The organism is Pseudacidovorax intermedius, assembly GCF_001476815.1.
In the GTDB taxonomy this organism is placed as follows: Bacteria; Pseudomonadota; Gammaproteobacteria; order Burkholderiales; family Burkholderiaceae_C; genus Xenophilus; species Xenophilus intermedius_A.
Genome location: NZ_LDSL01000121.1, coordinates 1 through 16,588 on the forward strand (window position 1 = coordinate 1; position 16,588 = coordinate 16,588).

The 16,588-nt window shown below is 72.8% G+C and carries 16 protein-coding genes; 12 read left to right on the forward strand and 4 right to left on the reverse strand.

Annotated features, from left to right (window positions below; translation table 11 throughout):
* Positions 1-739, forward strand: a 739-nt coding sequence (locus NS331_RS17980) for a transporter (RefSeq protein ID WP_058643333.1), incomplete at its 5' end; no start/stop codon positions are given.
* Here NS331_RS17980 and NS331_RS17985 read toward each other — a convergent pair.
* A complete protein-coding gene (locus NS331_RS17985) occupies positions 723-1,028 on the reverse strand; it encodes a hypothetical protein (protein ID WP_058643334.1) in 306 nt (101 codons plus the stop codon). The two genes, NS331_RS17980 and NS331_RS17985, sit on opposite strands and share 17 nt — an antisense overlap.
* A gap of 159 nt (positions 1,029-1,187) precedes the next feature.
* Between NS331_RS17985 and NS331_RS17990 the strand changes: the two genes are divergently transcribed.
* The 6 genes from NS331_RS17990 (at position 1,188) to NS331_RS18015 (ending at position 6,372) form a co-directional block, all read left to right on the forward strand.
* Complete coding sequence (locus NS331_RS17990; RefSeq protein WP_058643335.1) at positions 1,188-2,045, forward strand: 3',5'-nucleoside bisphosphate phosphatase; 858 nt, start codon at positions 1,188-1,190, stop codon at positions 2,043-2,045.
* 65 nt (positions 2,046-2,110) lie between these two features.
* Positions 2,111-2,974, forward strand: coding sequence for a DMT family transporter (locus tag NS331_RS17995; protein WP_082702593.1), 864 nt, complete (start codon positions 2,111-2,113; stop codon positions 2,972-2,974).
* A 23-nt stretch (positions 2,975-2,997) separates the two neighbouring features.
* Positions 2,998-3,633, forward strand: a complete 636-nt coding sequence (locus NS331_RS18000; protein WP_058643337.1) for an L-threonylcarbamoyladenylate synthase — start codon at positions 2,998-3,000, stop codon at positions 3,631-3,633.
* Positions 3,634-3,656: 23 nt separating this feature from the next.
* Positions 3,657-4,328, forward strand: coding sequence for a site-2 protease family protein (locus tag NS331_RS18005; protein WP_058643338.1), 672 nt, complete (start codon positions 3,657-3,659; stop codon positions 4,326-4,328).
* A gap of 29 nt (positions 4,329-4,357) precedes the next feature.
* Positions 4,358-5,692: a tryptophan--tRNA ligase gene (locus NS331_RS18010; RefSeq protein WP_058643339.1), complete on the forward strand. Its 1,335-nt coding sequence runs from the start codon at positions 4,358-4,360 to the stop codon at positions 5,690-5,692.
* An 80-nt stretch (positions 5,693-5,772) separates the two neighbouring features.
* Complete coding sequence (locus NS331_RS18015; RefSeq protein WP_058643340.1) at positions 5,773-6,372, forward strand: response regulator transcription factor; 600 nt, start codon at positions 5,773-5,775, stop codon at positions 6,370-6,372.
* A 143-nt stretch (positions 6,373-6,515) separates the two neighbouring features.
* Here NS331_RS18015 and NS331_RS18020 read toward each other — a convergent pair whose 3' ends face one another.
* From NS331_RS18020 to NS331_RS27380, 3 genes are all read right to left on the reverse strand, one after another.
* On the reverse strand, positions 6,516-7,904 hold the full coding sequence (locus NS331_RS18020) for a sensor histidine kinase (RefSeq protein ID WP_242873809.1): 1,389 nt from the start codon (positions 7,902-7,904) through the stop codon (positions 6,516-6,518).
* Between the two features lie 265 nt (positions 7,905-8,169).
* On the reverse strand, positions 8,170-9,861 hold the full coding sequence (locus NS331_RS18025) for a methyl-accepting chemotaxis protein (RefSeq protein ID WP_058643342.1): 1,692 nt from the start codon (positions 9,859-9,861) through the stop codon (positions 8,170-8,172).
* Positions 9,862-9,911: 50 nt separating this feature from the next.
* Positions 9,912-11,558, reverse strand: a complete 1,647-nt coding sequence (locus NS331_RS27380; RefSeq protein WP_275936472.1) for a methyl-accepting chemotaxis protein — start codon at positions 11,556-11,558, stop codon at positions 9,912-9,914.
* Between the two features lie 355 nt (positions 11,559-11,913).
* On the opposite strand from NS331_RS27380, the gene NS331_RS18035 reads away from it, so the two are divergent.
* The 5 genes from NS331_RS18035 to NS331_RS18055 all read left to right on the forward strand — a co-directional run.
* Positions 11,914-13,401, forward strand: a complete 1,488-nt coding sequence (locus tag NS331_RS18035; protein ID WP_058643344.1) for an ATP-binding response regulator — start codon at positions 11,914-11,916, stop codon at positions 13,399-13,401.
* Positions 13,398-13,841: a response regulator gene (locus tag NS331_RS18040; protein ID WP_242873810.1), complete on the forward strand. Its 444-nt coding sequence runs from the start codon at positions 13,398-13,400 to the stop codon at positions 13,839-13,841. The genes NS331_RS18035 and NS331_RS18040 overlap by 4 nt, the downstream gene beginning before the upstream one ends.
* A complete protein-coding gene (locus tag NS331_RS18045; protein WP_058643345.1) occupies positions 13,816-14,151 on the forward strand; it encodes an Hpt domain-containing protein in 336 nt (111 codons plus the stop codon). Before NS331_RS18040 ends, NS331_RS18045 begins: the two co-directional genes overlap by 26 nt.
* The gene (locus NS331_RS18050) at positions 14,109-14,450 is read left to right on the forward strand and encodes an STAS domain-containing protein (RefSeq protein ID WP_058643346.1); all 342 of its coding nucleotides are present in this window, start codon (positions 14,109-14,111) and stop codon (positions 14,448-14,450) included. Before NS331_RS18045 ends, NS331_RS18050 begins: the two co-directional genes overlap by 43 nt.
* Positions 14,428-16,588 (forward strand): PAS domain S-box protein (locus tag NS331_RS18055; RefSeq protein WP_153012915.1); only part of this gene is annotated, 2,161 nt, incomplete at its 3' end. The genes NS331_RS18050 and NS331_RS18055, both read left to right, overlap by 23 nt.

Sequence of the window (16,588 nt, forward strand, 5' to 3'; positions counted from 1 at the left end):
CGACGATGCGCTGGTGGCGGTCATCAACGACCTGCATTTCGACTTCGGCTTCGAGCCCTCGGACATCGCCACGCTGTGGATCGGCGTTGGTCCGCGGCTGGTGGTGACGGCCCGCACGCGGCCGCTGCGCTCGGTGGACGATCTGCGCCTGGCGGTGCGCACCGGCGAAGCGCCGCGCTCCGCCACCGAACTCCTGGAGCGGCTGATGCGCACCCAGGCCGACGTGCTGGTGGGCGTGGTGCGCACCGTCACCGGCCGCATCGACGCAGTGGAGGACGCCCTGCTCTCGCGCCGCCCCGATGCACAGCGGGCGCGGCTGGGCGAACTGCGGCGGGTGCTGGTGCGGCTTCAGCGCCTGCTGGCGCCGGAGCCGGCCGCCCTCTTCCGGCTGCTGCAGCGCCCACCCGCATGGATGGCCGAGGCCGACGCGCAGGGGCTGCGCGACGCGTCGGAGGAGTTCTCGGTGGTGCTGCGCGACATGCACGGCCTGCAGGAGCGGGTGAAGCTGCTGCAGGAGGAGATCGCCGCCAGCGTGCAGGAGGACAACAACCGCAGCCTCTTCGTGCTGACGGTGGTGACGGTGCTGGCCCTGCCCATCAACATCCTGGCCGGCCTGTTCGGCATGAACGTGGGCGGCATCCCGCTGGCCGAGAACCCGCACGGGTTCTGGCACCTGGTGGCCATCGTGGCCAGCTTCACGGCCGTGGCCGCCTGGCTGGCCTTCAGGAAGAAGAAGTAGTCGCGGTGCCCGAGGCGGGCTCGGCGCTCACCTCGGCCGCCGGCGCCTCGTGCACCTGCATCGAGATGTCGAACAGCTTGGCCTTGCCGGCGTAGTAGCGGTCCAGCCGCCAGTCGCGCAGCACCTCGATGGCGAGGTCGAAACTCTTGTAGTCCAGGCCGTAGAGCGAGGACAGGTCGAAACCGCGGTCGGTCTCCAGCGCCAGGACCAGGGCCGCCAGCGTACGGGCCGCTGGGTCTTCCGGCGGACGGCGTTCGATGTAGCGGCGGGCTTCCTTGATGGCGTTCATGCGTAGGTAAAGGATGACAAACGGTCGTGAATTTTGACCTTGTGGACAGTCGCCAAATATGACAACTCCGAGTCGATCCCAGGGTTGTTCCTGACGCGAAGCTGCACGGCGCCGGCCCCCCGCCGGCACGGTGAATGCGGATTACCTAGAATCGCACGGGTGTTCGATCACGACCTCAACGCCGACCTGCATTGCCATTCCGTGGTGTCGGACGGCACGCTGACGCCCGAGGCGCTGGCCGAGCGCGCCGCCGCCAATGGCGTGCAGCTGTGGGCCCTGACCGACCACGACGAAGTCGGCGGCCTGCACCGCGCCGCCGCCGCTGCCAAGGTAGCCGGCATCCGCTTTCTGACCGGTGTCGAGGTCTCCGTCACCTTCTGCAACGAGACCGTGCACATCGTCGGCCTGGGTTTCGACGCCGACGACGCCGCCATCCGCCAGGGCCTGTACGACACCCGCAACGGCCGCGGCCCCCGCGCCCGCGAGATCGCCGAGCAGCTGGGCCGCGTCGGCATCAGCGGCGCCTACGAGGGCGCGCTGCGCTTCGTCGGCAATCCCGAACTCATCTCCCGGACCCATTTCGCCCGCTTCCTGGTCGAGGAAGGTCATTGCCGCGACACCTCCGAGGTGTTCCGCAAGTACCTGACCGAAGGCAAGCCCGGTTACGTGCCGCACCGCTGGGCCAGCCTGGGCGACGCCATACGCTGGATCCGCGACGCGGGCGGCGTGGCCGTCATTGCCCATCCGGGCCGCTACAAGTTCAGCGCGAACGAGGAATACGCCCTCTTCACCGAGTTCAAGGCCCACGGCGGCCAGGGCGTGGAAGTGGTGACCGGCAGCCACACGCCGGCCGAGTACGTGGAGTACGCCGACAAGGCCAGGGAATTCGGCTTCGCGGCCTCGCGCGGCAGCGACTTCCACAGCCCCGACGAGAGCCACTGCGACCTCGGGCGCCTGCCGCCCCTGTCGGCCAGCCTGCAACCCGTGTGGGCGCTGCTGGCGGACCGCGTCCAGTGACCGCCGCCGCCTGTGCCACGCGGGCCGGGGTGCCCGCGCGCGACACGCTGCGGGCCCTCGCCGGCATGGGCCTGCTGCTGCTGGCCGTGGCCTGCTTCGCGGTGCTCGACACCACCACCAAGGTCGCCTCGGCCACCGTGCCCGTTTTCATGGCCGTGTGGTTCCGCTACGCCTTCCAGGCCGTGGCCACGACCGCCATCCTGCTCCCCCTTCACGGCACGGCGCTGCTGCGCACGCAGCACCCGCGCTTCCAGGTGCTGCGGGGCGCGCTGCTGCTGGGCAGCAGCCTGCTGGCCTTCCTGAGCCTGGGCCACATGCCCATGGCCGAATTCACCGCCATCGTGCTGGTCGTGCCGCTGGCCGTCACGCTGATGGCGGCCACCATCCTGGGCGAGCGGGTGTCGGCCCTGCGCTGGGCCCTGGTGGCAGGCGGCTTCGTGGGCACGCTGCTGATCCTGCGCCCGGGCGGCGAAGGCTTCGGCTGGACGGTGCTGATGCCCGTGGGGCTGGTGGTGTGCAACGCCTGGTTCCAGGTGCTGACCAGCCGCCTGGCCCGCACCGAGAAGCCGCTCACGCTGCACTTCTACACCGGCTGGGTGGGCACGCTCATCGCCGCGCTGTTCCTGCCCTTCGCCTGGCAGGCGCTGCCCGGGTGGCAGGACTGGGCGCTGCTGGCGCTCATGGGCCTGATGGGCACGGTGGGCCATTTCCTGCTCATCCTGGCCTACCAGCGCACGCCGGCATCCACGCTCACCCCGTTTTTGTATGCGCAGATCGGCTTCGCGATGGTGGGCGGCTGGCTGGTGTTCGACCAGTTGCCCGACCGCGTCTCGCTGGCGGGCATCGGCCTGATCGCCGTCTGCGGCGCGGGCGGGGCCTGGCTCACGGTGCGCGAGCGGCGCCAGCCCGTCGAGCCGGTCGAAGGCTGAATCCCAGGAGGACCGAAAACACCATGGCCCAGTATTTCGAGGTGCATCCCGACAACCCGCAGCCGCGGCTGCTCAAGCAGGCCGCGGCGCTGCTCGCCAAGGGCGAGGTGATCGCGGTGCCCACCGACTCCAGCTATGCGCTGGCCTGCCAGCTGGACGACAAGAACGCCGTCGACAAGCTCCGGCGCATCCGCCAGATCGACGAAAAGCGGCTGCTGACGCTGATCTGCCGCGATCTGAGCGAGCTGGCCAACTACGCCCGCGTGGACAACCGGCAGTACCGCCTGCTCAAGACCTGCACGCCGGGCCCCTACACCTTCGTGCTGGAGGCGACCAAGGAAGTGCCGCGCCGCGTGAGCCATCCGCAGCGCAAGACCATCGGCCTGCGCGTGCCCGAGCATCCGGTGCTGGCCGAGCTGCTGGCGCTGCACGGCGCGCCCCTGCTGGCCAGCACGCTGATTCCGCCCGGCGAGACCGAGCCCATGAACGACGCCGAGGCCATCCGCGACCGCTTCGAGAAGCTGATCGGCGCCGTCATCGATGCCGGCGCCTGCGTGTCCGAGCCGACCACGGTGGTGGACCTCACGCCCATGGACGGCGGCGGCGAGCCGGCGCTGATCCGCCAGGGCCGCGGCCCGCTCGCGCCGCTGGGCCTGTGAAAGCCGTCTGAGACAATCCCGCGGTGGAAGCCTCCAACCTCATCCAGACCGTCCTCATCTACGCCCTGCCGGTGATCTTCGCGATCACGGTGCACGAGGCGGCCCATGGCTACGTGGCACGCTATTTCGGCGACAACACGGCCTTCATGATGGGGCGGCTCACGCTCAACCCGCTCAGGCACATCGACCCGATCGGCACCATCGCGATGCCGATCCTGCTGTACTTCGCCACCTCGGGCGCCTTCCTGTTCGGCTATGCCAAGCCGGTGCCGGTCAATTTCGGCCATCTGCGCAACCCCAAGCGGGACATGATCTGGGTGGCGCTGGCGGGGCCGGCCTCCAACTTCATCCAGGCCATCTTCTGGGCGCTGTTCCTGGTGGTGCTGGCGGTGGCCGGCGTGCAGGAGCGCTTCTTCGTCGGCATGGCGAACGCCGGCATCCTGACCAACCTGGTGATGTGGGCCTTCAACCTGTTCCCGCTGCCGCCGCTCGATGGGGGCCGCATCCTGGCGGGCCTGCTGCCGCGCGGCCGGGCGCAGTACTGGCTGGCCCGCATCGAGCCCTACGGCTTCTTCATCGTCATGGGCCTGGTGATCTTCGGCATCGTCGGCTCGCTGTGGCTGCGGCCGCTGATGGGCCTGGGCTATGCCTTCCTGAACCTGCTGATCTCGCCCATCGCCGCGCTGCTGCGCTGACTTTCCCTTCGCTGCCGTCCGCCCCCGCCATGTCCTCCGCCTCCGCTCCGACCCGCTTCCTGACCGGCATCACCACCACCGGCACGCCGCACCTGGGCAACTACGTGGGCTCGATCCGCCATTCCGTGCGCTTCAGCCAGCGCCCGGACGTGCAGAGCTACTACTTTCTGGCCGACTACCACGCGCTCATCAAGTGCGACGAGCCGGCACGCATCCAGCGCTCCACGCTGGAGATCGCGGCCTCCTGGCTGGCCTGCGGCCTCGACCCCGAGCGCGTCACCTTCTACCGCCAGTCCGACATTCCCGAAATTCCGGAGCTGACCTGGTTCCTCAGCTGCGTGACCGGCAAGGGCGTGCTCAACCGCGCCCATGCCTACAAGGCGGCCGTGGACCGCAACACCGCGGCCGGCACCGACCCGGATGCGGACGTCAGCATCGGCCTGTTCATGTACCCGGCCCTGATGGCGGCGGACATCCTGATGTTCAACGCCCACAAGGTGCCGGTGGGCCGCGACCAGGTCCAGCACATCGAGATGGCACGCGACATGGCGCAGCGCTTCAACCATCTCTACGGCGAGCACTTCACGCTGCCCGAGGCCGAGATCGACGACGCCGTCGCCCTGCTGCCCGGCCTGGACGGCCGCAAGATGAGCAAGAGCTACGGCAACACGATCCCGCTGTTCTCGCCGCGCGCCCAGCTGCAGAAGCTGATCGCCGGGATCGTGACCGACTCGCGCGCGCCCGGCGAGCCCAAGGACACCGAGGGCTCGGCGCTGTTCCAGATCTACCAGGCCTTCGCCACCGCCGAGGAGACCGAGGCGCTGCGCAAGGCCTATGCCGAGGGCATCGCCTGGGGCGACGCCAAGCAGGTGCTGGTGGACCGCATCGACCAGGAGGTGGCGCCGCTGCGCGAGCGCTACGAGGCGCTGATGGCCGAGCCCCAGCGCATCGAGTACACGCTGCGCGCCGGCGGCGAGAAGGCCCGCGTCCTTTCCCGCGAACTCACCGCCCGCCTGCGCCATGCCGTGGGCCTGCGCAACCTGGGGCAGCTGGGCAGCGGCGGCCAGCCGGCCAAGGCCGCCAAGGCGGCACGCCCGGCCTTCAAGCAATACCGCGAAAGCGACGGGCGCTTCTACTTCAAGCTGCAGGACGCGCGTGGCACGGTGCTGCTGCAGAGCCTGGGCTTCGATTCGCCCCAGGCGGCCGGCCGCGCCATCGCCCAGCTTCAGTCCGACGGCGAAGCCGGCCTGGCGGCACTGGCCGCGCAGCTCGAGCCGCTGGACAATGCGGGCAGCGTGGCCGTGAGGCAGGCGCTGGCCGTGCTGGCGGAGACGGCGGCCGATACCTCCGCCCGAGCGTCCTGAAAGGGCCACGCGCGCCGATGCCGGCCGCGTGCCCCGCACCACGGACCGCCGCCTTCGGCCCCTCTCCCGACGAGCACCCTATGAGCATTTACGTCATCGACGACCACCCCCTGATGCGCGAGGCCATCGTGATGGTCCTGCGCCGGCTGCGCCCGAGCGAGAACGTGGTCGAACTCGACCGCCTCGACAAGCTCTCGGCCGCCGTCGAATCCCACGGCCAGCCCAAGCTGTTCTGCCTGGACCTGAAGCTGCCCGACGTGACCGGCGTGTCCGGCGTGCTGGCCGTGAAGGAGTCGTACCCCGACGTGCCGGTGGCGGTGTATTCCGCCTCGCCGGCGGCCGACATGGAAGAAGCCTGCATCGAGGCCGGCGCCGACATCTACATCGAGAAGTCCAGCGGCTCGGCCGAACTCACGGCCGCCCTGCGCGGCCTGCTGCAGGCCGACGACGGCGACGTGGAACCGCCGCCGTCCACCGGCAAGCTGTCGCGCCGACAGACCCAGCTGATCGCCATGCTGGACCAGGGCCTGTCGAACCGCGAGATCGCCACGCAGCTGGACATCAGCGAGCACACGGTGAAGGTGCACCTGTGGCGGCTGTTCCGGCGGCTGGGCGTCAAGAGCCGCACGCAGGCGCTGCACCACGCGCGCAGCCACGGCCTTCTTTCGAATCTTCGCTGACCCCCAGGCTGCGCGCTTCGCGCTCCGCCTCCCCCCTTCCAGGGGGCGCATCCGGCGGCCCGGCAAAGCCGGTTCCGCGGATGCCCTGGCATGGCCTGCTCCGCGGCCTCTTGTTTCGTTGGGGCTGGCGGTGCTGGCGGTTCTCAGCCTACTGCGTCGGACATGCGGGCCTGGGCCTGCACCTCGTCGGCGTCGGTGAGTAACACGCGGAAGACGCTGCCGCGGCCGACGCGGGAGCGCACGCTCACGGGATGGCCCAGGGCGTGCGACAGGCGGGCCACGATGGCCAGGCCCAGGCCGAAGCCGTCGGACGTGCCGGCGTCGTGGTCGGCCACCTTGTAGAACTCCAGGAACACGTCGCGCAGGTGCTCGCGGGGGATGCCGATGCCGCTGTCCCACACCTCCACCCGCAGGCCGTCGCGCGTCTGGCGCGCCGCCAGCAGGACGCCGCCCTGGTGGGTGTACTTGATGGCGTTGGACAGCAGGTTGCCCAGCATGCGCCGCACCCGCACCGGGTCGGTCAGCACCGTGCCGGGCACCATGTGCACCTTGAAGCGCAGGCCCTTGGCCTCGGCAACCGGGCGGTACTGCAGCTCCAGGTCGCGCAGCAGCTGCACCACGTCCACCCGCTCGATGTGCAGCCGCACCTGGCCGGAATCGATGCGCGCCAGGTCGAACAGCGAGTCGAACAGCAGGTTCACCGCCTGCGTGGCGCCGGAGATCTTGGGCGCGATCTCGTGCACCAGCTCGGGCTCGTTGCGCAGCCAGTCGGCGTAGAGCGACAGGGCCAGCACCGGCTGGCGCATGTCGTGCGCGGCACTGGCCAGGAAGCGGTTCTTCATCGCCACCGCCGACACCGCCGCCTGGCGCTGCTGCGTGAGCGAGGCGATCAGGATCTTGTTGTGGAACAGCAGCTCGAAGCCGTTGCGCGCCGTCTCGTGCAGGCGCCGGCCGGCATGCAGCAGCAGCCACCAGTGCAGCACGGGCAGCAGCAGGAAGGGCAGGCCGAACTGCAGGCCCTCGGCGCCCGTCTGCGCAATACGCAGCACCATGCAGGCGAGCATGGTGCCGAACAGCGCCGTCATGTAGCGCTTGAGCACCGGCGGATGCAGCGCGATGCTGACCACCGGGAAGGTGGCCGCGCCGGCCACGATGAACCAGCAGATGAACTGGTGCACCAGCGGCGACCGCTCGAAGAAGAGCAGGGCCGACAGGCCCCAGACCACGCCGCTGGCCGTCCAGAGGTGGCGGTAGCGGTGGATGAAGCGCTCCTGCGCGTCGGCGTCGTGGCCGTCGTAGCGCTGGCGGTAGACCACCTCGAAGCGCACGCGCACGATCGACACGCACACCATCAGGAAGACCCACAGCGCCGCCAGCCACAGAGGCACGTCGTTCCAGCTGAGGCCGACCACGATGGGCGTGAGCACGGCCGACAGCACGTAGTTGCCGCGCGCCGCGCGCATGAGCGAGCGCACCAGCTCGCCGCGGACCCAGCGGTCCGCCTCGTCGCCGGAGACGGCGGTCGGCGTCATTCCCACGAAGGAGGAATTGCGCCATCCGCCGAATGACGTCACCGGAGCATCCATGCGCTGTTGGGCCAGAAAGGAAAAAGCCCCGCCGAGGGGGCCTGGAAGCCGCCGCCTGTGCCGTGTTGCGGGCGCCGGCCGGGGGCTGCGGCATCGCGCCGCGGGGGCGGCAATGCGGGCGCTAATGTAGCACCAAGGACCGCAATCGCGCCGCGCCCGGAGGCGGCCGGCCGGCCCCGGCGGAGGGGGTGCCGGACGCCCCGCGCGCGCGTCAGAACGACTCCCAGCCGTTGGCCGCGCCGGCGCCCCGCGCTGCCGGCGCCGCAGGGCCGGCCAGGCGCTGCGGCGGCGCCGGCATGGCCGCGCCGGCGGTACGCGCCAGGGCGGCACCTGTGGTGGCGGTCGCGGCGGCCGCCATGTCGGCGGCGCCCAGGCGGAACACGGCCACGCTGTGCACCAGCTGCTCGGCCTGGGCCTGAAGCGCGGCGGCGGCGGCCGACAGCTGCTCGACCACGGCCGCGTTCTGCTGCGTCGCCTGGTCCATCTGCACCACCGCCTCGCCCACCTGGGCCACGCCCAGGCTCTGTTCGCGGCTGGCGGCGCTGATCTGCGCCGCCACGTCGGCGACGCCGCGGATGGACGCCACCACCGCCTCCATGGTCTGGCCGGCCTGGTCGGCCAGGCTGGCGCCGCGCGCGACCGATTCCACGCTGACGCCGATCAGCTGCTTGATCTCGCGGGCGGCCTCGGCGCTGCGCTGGGCCAGCGCCCGCACCTCGCCCGCCACCACGGCGAAACCGCGGCCCTGCTCGCCGGCGCGGGCCGCCTCCACGGCGGCGTTGAGCGCCAGGATGTTGGTCTGGAAGGCGATGCCGTCGATCACGCCGGTGATCTCGGCGATGCGCCCCGCCCCGTCGGCGATGCCGCGCATGGCCTGCACCACCTGCGTGACGACGGTGCCGCCTTCGCCCGCCATGTCGCAGGCCTGGCGGGCCAACGTGCTGGCGGTCTGCGCATGCTCGGCGTTGTGGCCGACGGTGGTGTTGAGCTGCTCCATGGCGGCGGCCGTCTGCTCCAGCGCGCTGGCCTGCCGCTCGGTGCGCGTCGCCAGGTCGTTGCTGCCGGCGGCGATCTCGCGGCTGGCCGAGGCCAGGGCGTCGGCATTGCCGCGCACCTCGCCCACCACCTGCGCCAGGCGGGCCCGCATGGCCTCCAGGCTGCGCAGCAGGGCGGCGGTCTCGTCGCGCCCGCTGCTGTCGACCGGGCGGCTCAGGTCGCCGGCGGCCACGGCCTCGGCGGCGGCCGACGCGCCGCGCACCGGCCGGGTGATCGAGCGCGTGACCAGCAGCGAGCCCAGCCCGCCCACCAGCACGGCGACCAGGCCGCCGGCCAGGATCATGAGCCGGGTGGCCTGCAGGGCGTCGAGCGTGCGGGCCCGGTGGGCGTCGCCGTCGGCGCGGATCTCGTCGGTGACGCGCTGCAGCGCCTGCAGGTAAGCGCCGGCCTGCGCGGTCAGGGCGGCCTCCTGCGCGGCATCCAGGGTGGCACCGCCGGCCCGGGCCGCGAAGAGCTGCTCGCGCAGCGCGGAATAGCGCCCACGGGCCGCCACCACCTGGTCGATGTGCTGCCGGGCCTCGGCGTCGGGGGCCGATTCGGCCACCTGCGCCGCCATCTCGCCGATGCGGCGCGAGGTGGCCTGGGTCTCGCGCTGCAGCGCCTGGACATAGGCCTCGTCGCGGCTGTGCAGGATGGCGAGCGAGCGCACCATGTTCAGCCGGATGTCGGCCGCCCACTGCTCGGCCAGCATCTCGCGCCGGTGGATGGCGCCCGCCTGGTGGTCCAGGGCGTGGCGCAGCGCGTCCAGCCGCAGCACGGCCAGGACGACCACCAGGCTGGTGACGACGAGCACGAGCAGGAAGGCGGCCGCGAGGCGGCTGCCGGTCTTGAAATGGTTCAGGCGCATGGGGCGCTTCTTTCCTCGGGATTCGGTGGGCGGTGGGCAGTGGCCGGTGTTCAGGCGTGCAGCAGGTGGCCGGCACCGGGCGCATCCAGCCCCGCCATGGCGGTGGCCGCGGCCGCACGGCGGGGCGGCGCGGCGCCGTCCGCGCTGCCGCGGAACACGCTGACGGAGCGGCCCAGGTGGCGCGCCCGCTCCTCCAGCGCGGCCGAGGCGGCGGCCACCTCTTCCACCAGCGCGGCGTTCTGCTGCGTCATGCGATCCAGGTGCATCACCGTCTCGTTGATCTGCTGGATGCCGGCGGTCTGCTCGGCGCTGGCGGCGGCGATCTGGCCGACGAAGTCGGTCACGCGCTGCACGCTGGCCACCACCTCGTCCATGGTGCGGCCGGCCTCGCCGACCAGCCGCGCGCCGTCGTCGACCTTGCCGACGGTGTCGTGGATCAGCCGCTTGATCTGGCCCGCGGCCTCGGCCGAGCGCTGGGCCAGCTGGCGCACCTCGGCCGCCACCACGGCGAAGCCGCGGCCCTGCTCGCCGGCGCGGGCCGCCTCCACTGCGGCGTTGAGCGCCAGGATGTTGGTCTGGAAGGCGATGCCGTCGATCACGCCGATGATCTCCACCACCCGCTGCGAGGCGCCGTGGATCGCATCCATGGTCTGCACCACCTGGGCCACCGCGCTGCCGCCGCGCGCCGCCACGCCGGAGGCGGAATGCGCCAGCGCCGTGGCCTGGCGCGCGTTGTCGGCGTTCTGGGCGACGGTGCTGGTCAGCTGCTCCATCGACGCGGCCGTCTGCTCCAGCGCGCTGGCCTGCTGCTCGGTGCGGGAGGACAGGTCGAGGTTGCCCTGCGCGATCTCGGCGGCGGCCGCATTCACGCCGGCCACGCCGCCGCCCACGTCGGCGATCACGGCCACGAAGTTGGCGCTCATCTGGTTCAGGGCCTGCACCAGGGCCCGGGTCTCGTCGGCGGGGTGGCGCTCGAAGCGGCGCGGGTCGGCGCTGGCCAGGGCGCGGGCGGTGCGCACCACACCCTCCAGCGGACCGAGCACGGTGCGGTCGAGCATGAGGCCGACCGCTGCCCACGCCAGCGCCGAGGCGGCCGCCAGGCCGGCGAGCAGCCCGCCCGCGGCGCCGGCCGGCTGGCGCAGCAGCAGCCAGGCCGCCAGCGCCGCGCTGGCGGCGGCCAGGGTGCCGGTGGCCCAGCCCATGCGCCGGCGCAGCGGCAGGCGGCGCAGCGCCGCCATGGGCTCGGCCCAGGCGGGCCGCACGGGCTCACCCTGGCGCACCCGCACCCGGCCGCTGCCGCGGCGCAGCCGGTCGTACAGCGCCTCGGCCGCGCGCACCTCGTCGGCCGAGGGGCGGTTGCGCACCGACATGTAGCCTTCGATGCGGCCGTTCACGCACACCGGGCTGGCATTGGCGCGCACCCAGTAGAAGTCGCCGTTCTTGCAGCGGTTCTTGACGATGCCGGTCCACGGCAGGCCCTGGCCCAGCGTCGACCACATGTCGGCGAACACGGCCGGCGGCATGTCCGGGTGGCGAATGATGTTGTGGGCCTGGCCCAGCAACTCGGCCTCGGCGAAGCCGCTCACGTCGACGAAGGTGGCGTTGACGTAGGTGATCCGGCCCTTCAGGTCGGTGCGCGAGACCATGAAGCCGCCGTCGGGCAGCTGGCGCTCATGCGCGGTGATGGGAAGGTTCATGCGCATCGCGCGTCTCCTGGATTCGGCAGGGGCGGCCACGCGATGCCGCGACCGCCCCGGAAGCCATTGGAGCGAACAAAGCGTGACAAAGTGTGTCTCATTTGTGTATTTGTACGAGCTTCATGGCGCTTGGGGCGCGCTCGTCCGTCCAACTGTTGACGCAGGTCAAGCTTTTGCGCAATCGCCCGCCGCACCATGGGCGAATCGGGGTGAAACGGCGGACCCGCGGGTAATCCCCAGCACCCGCCAGCCGGCCCGGGCCGTTCAGTTTGAAGCAAGAACGATTTGTTACTTTCGTGACATTCTCGGGTCAGCTGGACCTTTCCGACACCGATCCGCTCTCCGTCCCTCGCACATGGAACGCCCCGTCCAACCGGTCCTCAAGGCGCTCGTCATCAGCCCCGACGAGGCGCTGCGCCGCGCCCTGTGCGCGCGGCTCGTGCGGCTGGGCCACCGCAGCCAGCCCATGGGCAGCAGCGCCGAGGCCGCGGCCTGGCTGGCATCGGGCATGCAGGCGGACGTCGTGCTGGCCGCGCTGCCGCAGCCGGCGCCCGACCTGGCCGGCGACTGCGCCCGGCTGCGCGCCCGCACCGCCAATGCCGGGCTGCCCGTGCTGCTGCTGCTGCCGGCACCGGACGACGCGCAGCGCACGGCTGCGCTGGAGGGGGGCGCCGACGACTGCCTGGCGCACGACGTGGGCGACGCGCTGCTGGCCGCGCGCCTGGGCCGCATCGCCCAGGCCTGCCTGCGGCGCGCCGGCTGCCAGGCCCGGCTGCAGCGCCAGCGGGCCATCCTGGACCACATCGGCGACGCCGTGTTCACCGCTGACGCGGACGGCCGCGTCGTGGAGGCCAACCGCGCTGCGCTGCGCCGCTTCGGCGCGCCGGGGGGCGGCCCCTTCGGCCAGCCGCTGGAAGCGGTGCTGGGGCTCGGGCCGGGCCAGCTCGGCCAGGCCGACCGGCTGTGGCTGCGCGGCGCGGACGGTCGGGGCTTCTGGGCCCAGGCCAGCGGCAGCCGCTGGGCCGAAGCCGGCCGCGCGCGCACCACCTGGGTCCTGCACGACCTGACCGAAGCGCTGCGCCACCAGCGCCTGCGCGACGAATTCCTGGCCGGGGTAAGCCACGAACTGCGCACGCCGCTGACCTCCGTGCTGGGCGCGGTGGGCCTGCTGGCCTCGGGCGTCGCGGGCCGGCTGCCCGACGCCGCCCAGCCGCTGGTGGCCGCCGCCCAGCGCAATGGCGAACGTCTCGGCCGGTTGATCGACGACGTGCTGGACCTCACCAAGCTCGAAGGCGACCGGCTGCCCCTGCACTGCCGGCCGCAGCCGCTGGCGCCGCTGGCCAGCGAGGCCGTCAACGCCGCCCAGGCCTATGCGGCGCGCGCCGGCGTGCAGCTGGCGCTGCGCTGCCCGCCTGCGGCCAGCGCCGACGCCGCCCGCTGGCCGGCGGTCGACGCCGACCGGCTGCTCCAGGTGCTGGCCAACCTGATCTCCAACGCCGTCAAGCATTCCTGCGCCGGCCAGACCGTGCACATCGCGCTGATGGAAGACGCCGACGGCCAGCGCATCGAGGTGTCGGACCGCGGCAGCGGCGTGCCCGCGGCCTTCCGGCCGCAGCTGTTCGAGAAGTTCGCGCAGGCCGAGGGCAGCGTGCAGCACGGCCACGGCGGCACCGGCCTGGGCCTGCACCTGGCGCGGCTGCTGGTGCAGCGCATGGGCGGGCGCATCGGCTATGCGCCGGGGGCGGGCGACGTGGGCTCGACCTTCCATGTCTGGTTCCCCACCGCCACCGCGACCGCGCCGGCCGGCAGCGGGGCGGCGGCACGCACGGGAGCGAGTTCGTGAACGCCGGCGGTGTCGTGAGCGCCGGTAGCGACGCGCCCGAGGCCCTGCGCCGCGTGCTGTGCGTCGAGGACGACGAGGACATCCGCTACATCCTCGAATTCAGCCTGCGCCAGGTGGGCGGCTACGAGGTGTGCGCCGTGGCCAGCGGCGCGGCCGCGCTGGAGGTGGCGCCCGCCTTCCGCCCCGACCTGATGCTGCTGGACGTGATGATGCCCGGCCTGTCCGGCCCGCAGACGCTGCACCGGCTGCGCCAGCTGCCGGGCCTGGCCGGCGTGCCGGTGGTGTTCCTCACCGCCAAGGCGATGCCGGAGCAGGTCGAGGCGCTGCTGTGCCACGGCGCCACCGGCGTCATCGTCAAGCCCTTCGACCCGGTGCGCCTGCCGCAGGACATCCGCATCTACTGGGAGCACGGCCGTGGAACGCCAGCCGCCCTGTCCTGACGACACCTTCCTGGCCGCCGAGGCGGCGCTGCGCGCGCGCTTCCTGCACGGGCTGGCGCAGCGCCGCGCCGCCATCTTCGGGGCGGCCGACGCCGCCGCCCGCCGGCTGGCCCTGCACCGCCTGGCCGGCGCCGCGGGCAGCTTCGGCTTCGCGCAGCTGGGCCGCCTGGCCCGCGAGGCCGAAGGCCGCGCCGCCGCCGGCGACCCGCTGCCCACCCTGCAGGCCGCACTCGACGGCCTGATCGACGCCCATCCCAACGACACGCCATGGAAATCAGCAGCCAGTCCGCCGACCACGATGCGCTCGTGATCGCCCTGCGCGAAGCCCACCTCGACGCCAGCAACGTGCGCGAGTTCAAGGAGGCGCTGCAGCGCCTGGTGACCCCCGCCGCCAGCCGCGTGGTGCTGGACCTGGACGGCGTCAAGTTCATCGACAGCGCCGGCCTGGGCGCGCTGATCGCCTGCCTGCGCCAGCTCGACGGCCGGCGCGGCGCGCTGCGCCTGTGCTGCCTCACGCCCACCGTGCAGGCCCTGCTGGCGCTGATGCGCATGGACCGGGTGTTCCTGATCCACCCGGACCGGCAGGATGCTGTGGCCGCCTTCGCCTGAGGCCGGGCCGGCGCCGCCGCCCCACGCACAGACCGCGCCCGACGAGGTGCCGGCGCGCGCCCTGCGGCTGGCATTGCAGCGGCGCGAGCGGCAGCTGCGGCGCATCGGCTGGCTGGTCCTGCTGCTGGTGCCGCTGCTGCTGGCCACGCGGGCGGGCATGGCCTGGCACACCTTGCGCGAAGGGGCCGAGACCCGCGCCCTGCAGCATGCGAACGCGCTGGCGCAGTGGGTGGCCACGGATGCCGTCGCCCACCAGGCGGGCGCAGCGGCCACCCTGTCCATGACCGCGCTGCTCGACACGCTGGCCGGCGCGCATGGCGACCATGCCTTGCTGCTCGCAGCCGACGGCCGTGTGCTGGCCGCCAGCCGGGGTGCCCCCGTGTCGCCCGGCGAGGCGTCGCCTGCCCTGGCGCCGCACGATGCCATCGTCGCCGACCAGGCGGTCCCGGGCCATCGGCTGCGCGTCCAGGTGGTCCAGCCGCTGGCACCGTTGCGCAGCGCGCTGCTGCAGCAGGTGCGCCTCGGCGCCGCCCTGTCCCTGTTCGCCATGGCGGTCGTGCTCGTGGCCCTCAGGGCGCTGGCCACCGGCATCCGGGAGCGGCGCAAGGCCGAGTCCGCCATGGCGCGCCTGCACCTGCAGGGCGCCCGCCAGGCCCGCCAGTGGCGCGCCGACCAGGCCCGCCACCGCGCGGTGCTCGACAGCGCGCTGGACGCCATCCTCACCGCCGACGCCCGCGGCCGCATCGTCGACACCAACCCTGCCGCCGAGCGCATGTTCGGCATCGCCCGTGCGCAGCTGCTGGGGCGGCCCATCCAGCGGCTGCTGGCGCCGGGCCCGTCGCGGCGCGCGCTGCGCCGGCAGGCCCTGCAGCTGCTGCGCGGCCCGGGCGCGCAGGCCGGCGGCCGCCTGGCGGTGCGGGCCCGTCATGTCGGCGGCCATGCCTTCCCGGCCGAGGCGACCGTGGTGGCGGTGCACGGCGGCCTCACACCGCTGTTCACCGCCACCGTGCGCGACCTGTCGCGCCAGCAGCGCGTGGAGCTGGCCCTGCGCGACAGCGAGGCCCGCGCCCGCGCCACCTTCGAGCAGGCCGCCGTCGGCATCCTGCTGCAGGACGCCGCCGGCCGGCTGATGCGCGTCAACCAGACGCTGTGCCGCCTGCTCGGCCAGACCGCGCCGGCCGCGCTTCTGGGCCTGGACATGCAGGGCCTGCTGCACCCGCTGGATGCGCCGCCGGTGCTGCACGCCGTGCGGCAGCTCTTCGGCGGCGCCAGCGCCAGCCTGCGGCAGGAGGCGCGGCTGCTGCGCGCCGACGGCCGGGCGCTGTGGGTGCGGCTCACGGCCTCGCTGGCGCGCGACGACGACGGCCGCGTGCTCTACATGATCGGCATCGTGGAGGACATCGAGGAACAGCGCCAGTCGCGCGAGGACCTGCGCGCCGCCCGCCAGCGCGAGCTGCAGATCGGCGCCCGCATCCAGGCCTCGCTGCTGGTGGCCGCGCCGGCCCTGGAACTGCCCGGCCTGTGGCTGAGCAGCTTCAACCAGGCCTCGCAGCACATCGACGGCGACTTCTTCGAGGCCATGCGCCCCGGCCCGCAGTGCGTGGACCTGATCGCCGGCGACGTGATGGGCAAGGGCGTCAATGCCGCGCTGCTGGGCGCGGCGGTGAAGATGCAGTTCAGCCGCTCGCTGGTGGAACTGATGATGCAGCCCGCCGCACGCGAGGCGCCGCCCTCGCCGGCGGCCATCGTCAACGCGGTGCACGACGCCATGACGCCGCACCTGCAGGCGCTGGAGACCTTCGTCACCCTCGCCTACGTGCGCATCGACCTGGCGCGCGGCCTGCTCACCTGGTGCGGCTGCGGCCACGAGGAGGTGGTGCACGTCGGCCCTGGCGGCGCCATCGGCCTGCTGCGCAACCAGCATCCGCCCCTGGGCGTGCTGGCCCACATGCAGTTCACGCAGCAGAGCCGGCCGCTGGCCGCGGGCGATGCGCTGCTGCTGCATTCGGACGGCCTGTGCGACGCGCGCCGGCCCGACGGCGAACGCGTGGGCGTGCAGCAGGTGCACGGCGCCTTCCGCCGCCTGGCCGGGCGCCATGCCACGCCCGGCGCCCTGCTGCACCGGCTGCGCCAGCTGC

What these genes read in the sequence shown, in the direction of transcription:
- NS331_RS17985 (WP_058643334.1), bottom strand. Translation starts at nt 1,028, where the DNA reads ATGAACGCCATCAAGGAAGCCCGCCGCTACATCGAACGCCGTCCGCCG.
- NS331_RS17995 (WP_082702593.1), top strand. Translation starts at nt 2,111, where the DNA reads ATGGGCCTGCTGCTGCTGGCCGTGGCCTGCTTCGCGGTGCTCGACACC.
- NS331_RS18000 (WP_058643337.1), top strand. Translation starts at nt 2,998, where the DNA reads ATGGCCCAGTATTTCGAGGTGCATCCCGACAACCCGCAGCCGCGGCTG.
- NS331_RS18010 (WP_058643339.1), top strand. Translation starts at nt 4,358, where the DNA reads ATGTCCTCCGCCTCCGCTCCGACCCGCTTCCTGACCGGCATCACCACC.
- NS331_RS18015 (WP_058643340.1), top strand. Translation starts at nt 5,773, where the DNA reads ATGAGCATTTACGTCATCGACGACCACCCCCTGATGCGCGAGGCCATC.
- NS331_RS18020 (WP_242873809.1), bottom strand. Translation starts at nt 7,904, where the DNA reads ATGACGCCGACCGCCGTCTCCGGCGACGAGGCGGACCGCTGGGTCCGC.
- NS331_RS18025 (WP_058643342.1), bottom strand. Translation starts at nt 9,861, where the DNA reads ATGCGCCTGAACCATTTCAAGACCGGCAGCCGCCTCGCGGCCGCCTTC.
- NS331_RS27380 (WP_275936472.1), bottom strand. Translation starts at nt 11,558, where the DNA reads ATGAACCTTCCCATCACCGCGCATGAGCGCCAGCTGCCCGACGGCGGC.
- NS331_RS18035 (WP_058643344.1), top strand. Translation starts at nt 11,914, where the DNA reads ATGGAACGCCCCGTCCAACCGGTCCTCAAGGCGCTCGTCATCAGCCCC.
- NS331_RS18050 (WP_058643346.1), top strand. Translation starts at nt 14,109, where the DNA reads ATGGAAATCAGCAGCCAGTCCGCCGACCACGATGCGCTCGTGATCGCC.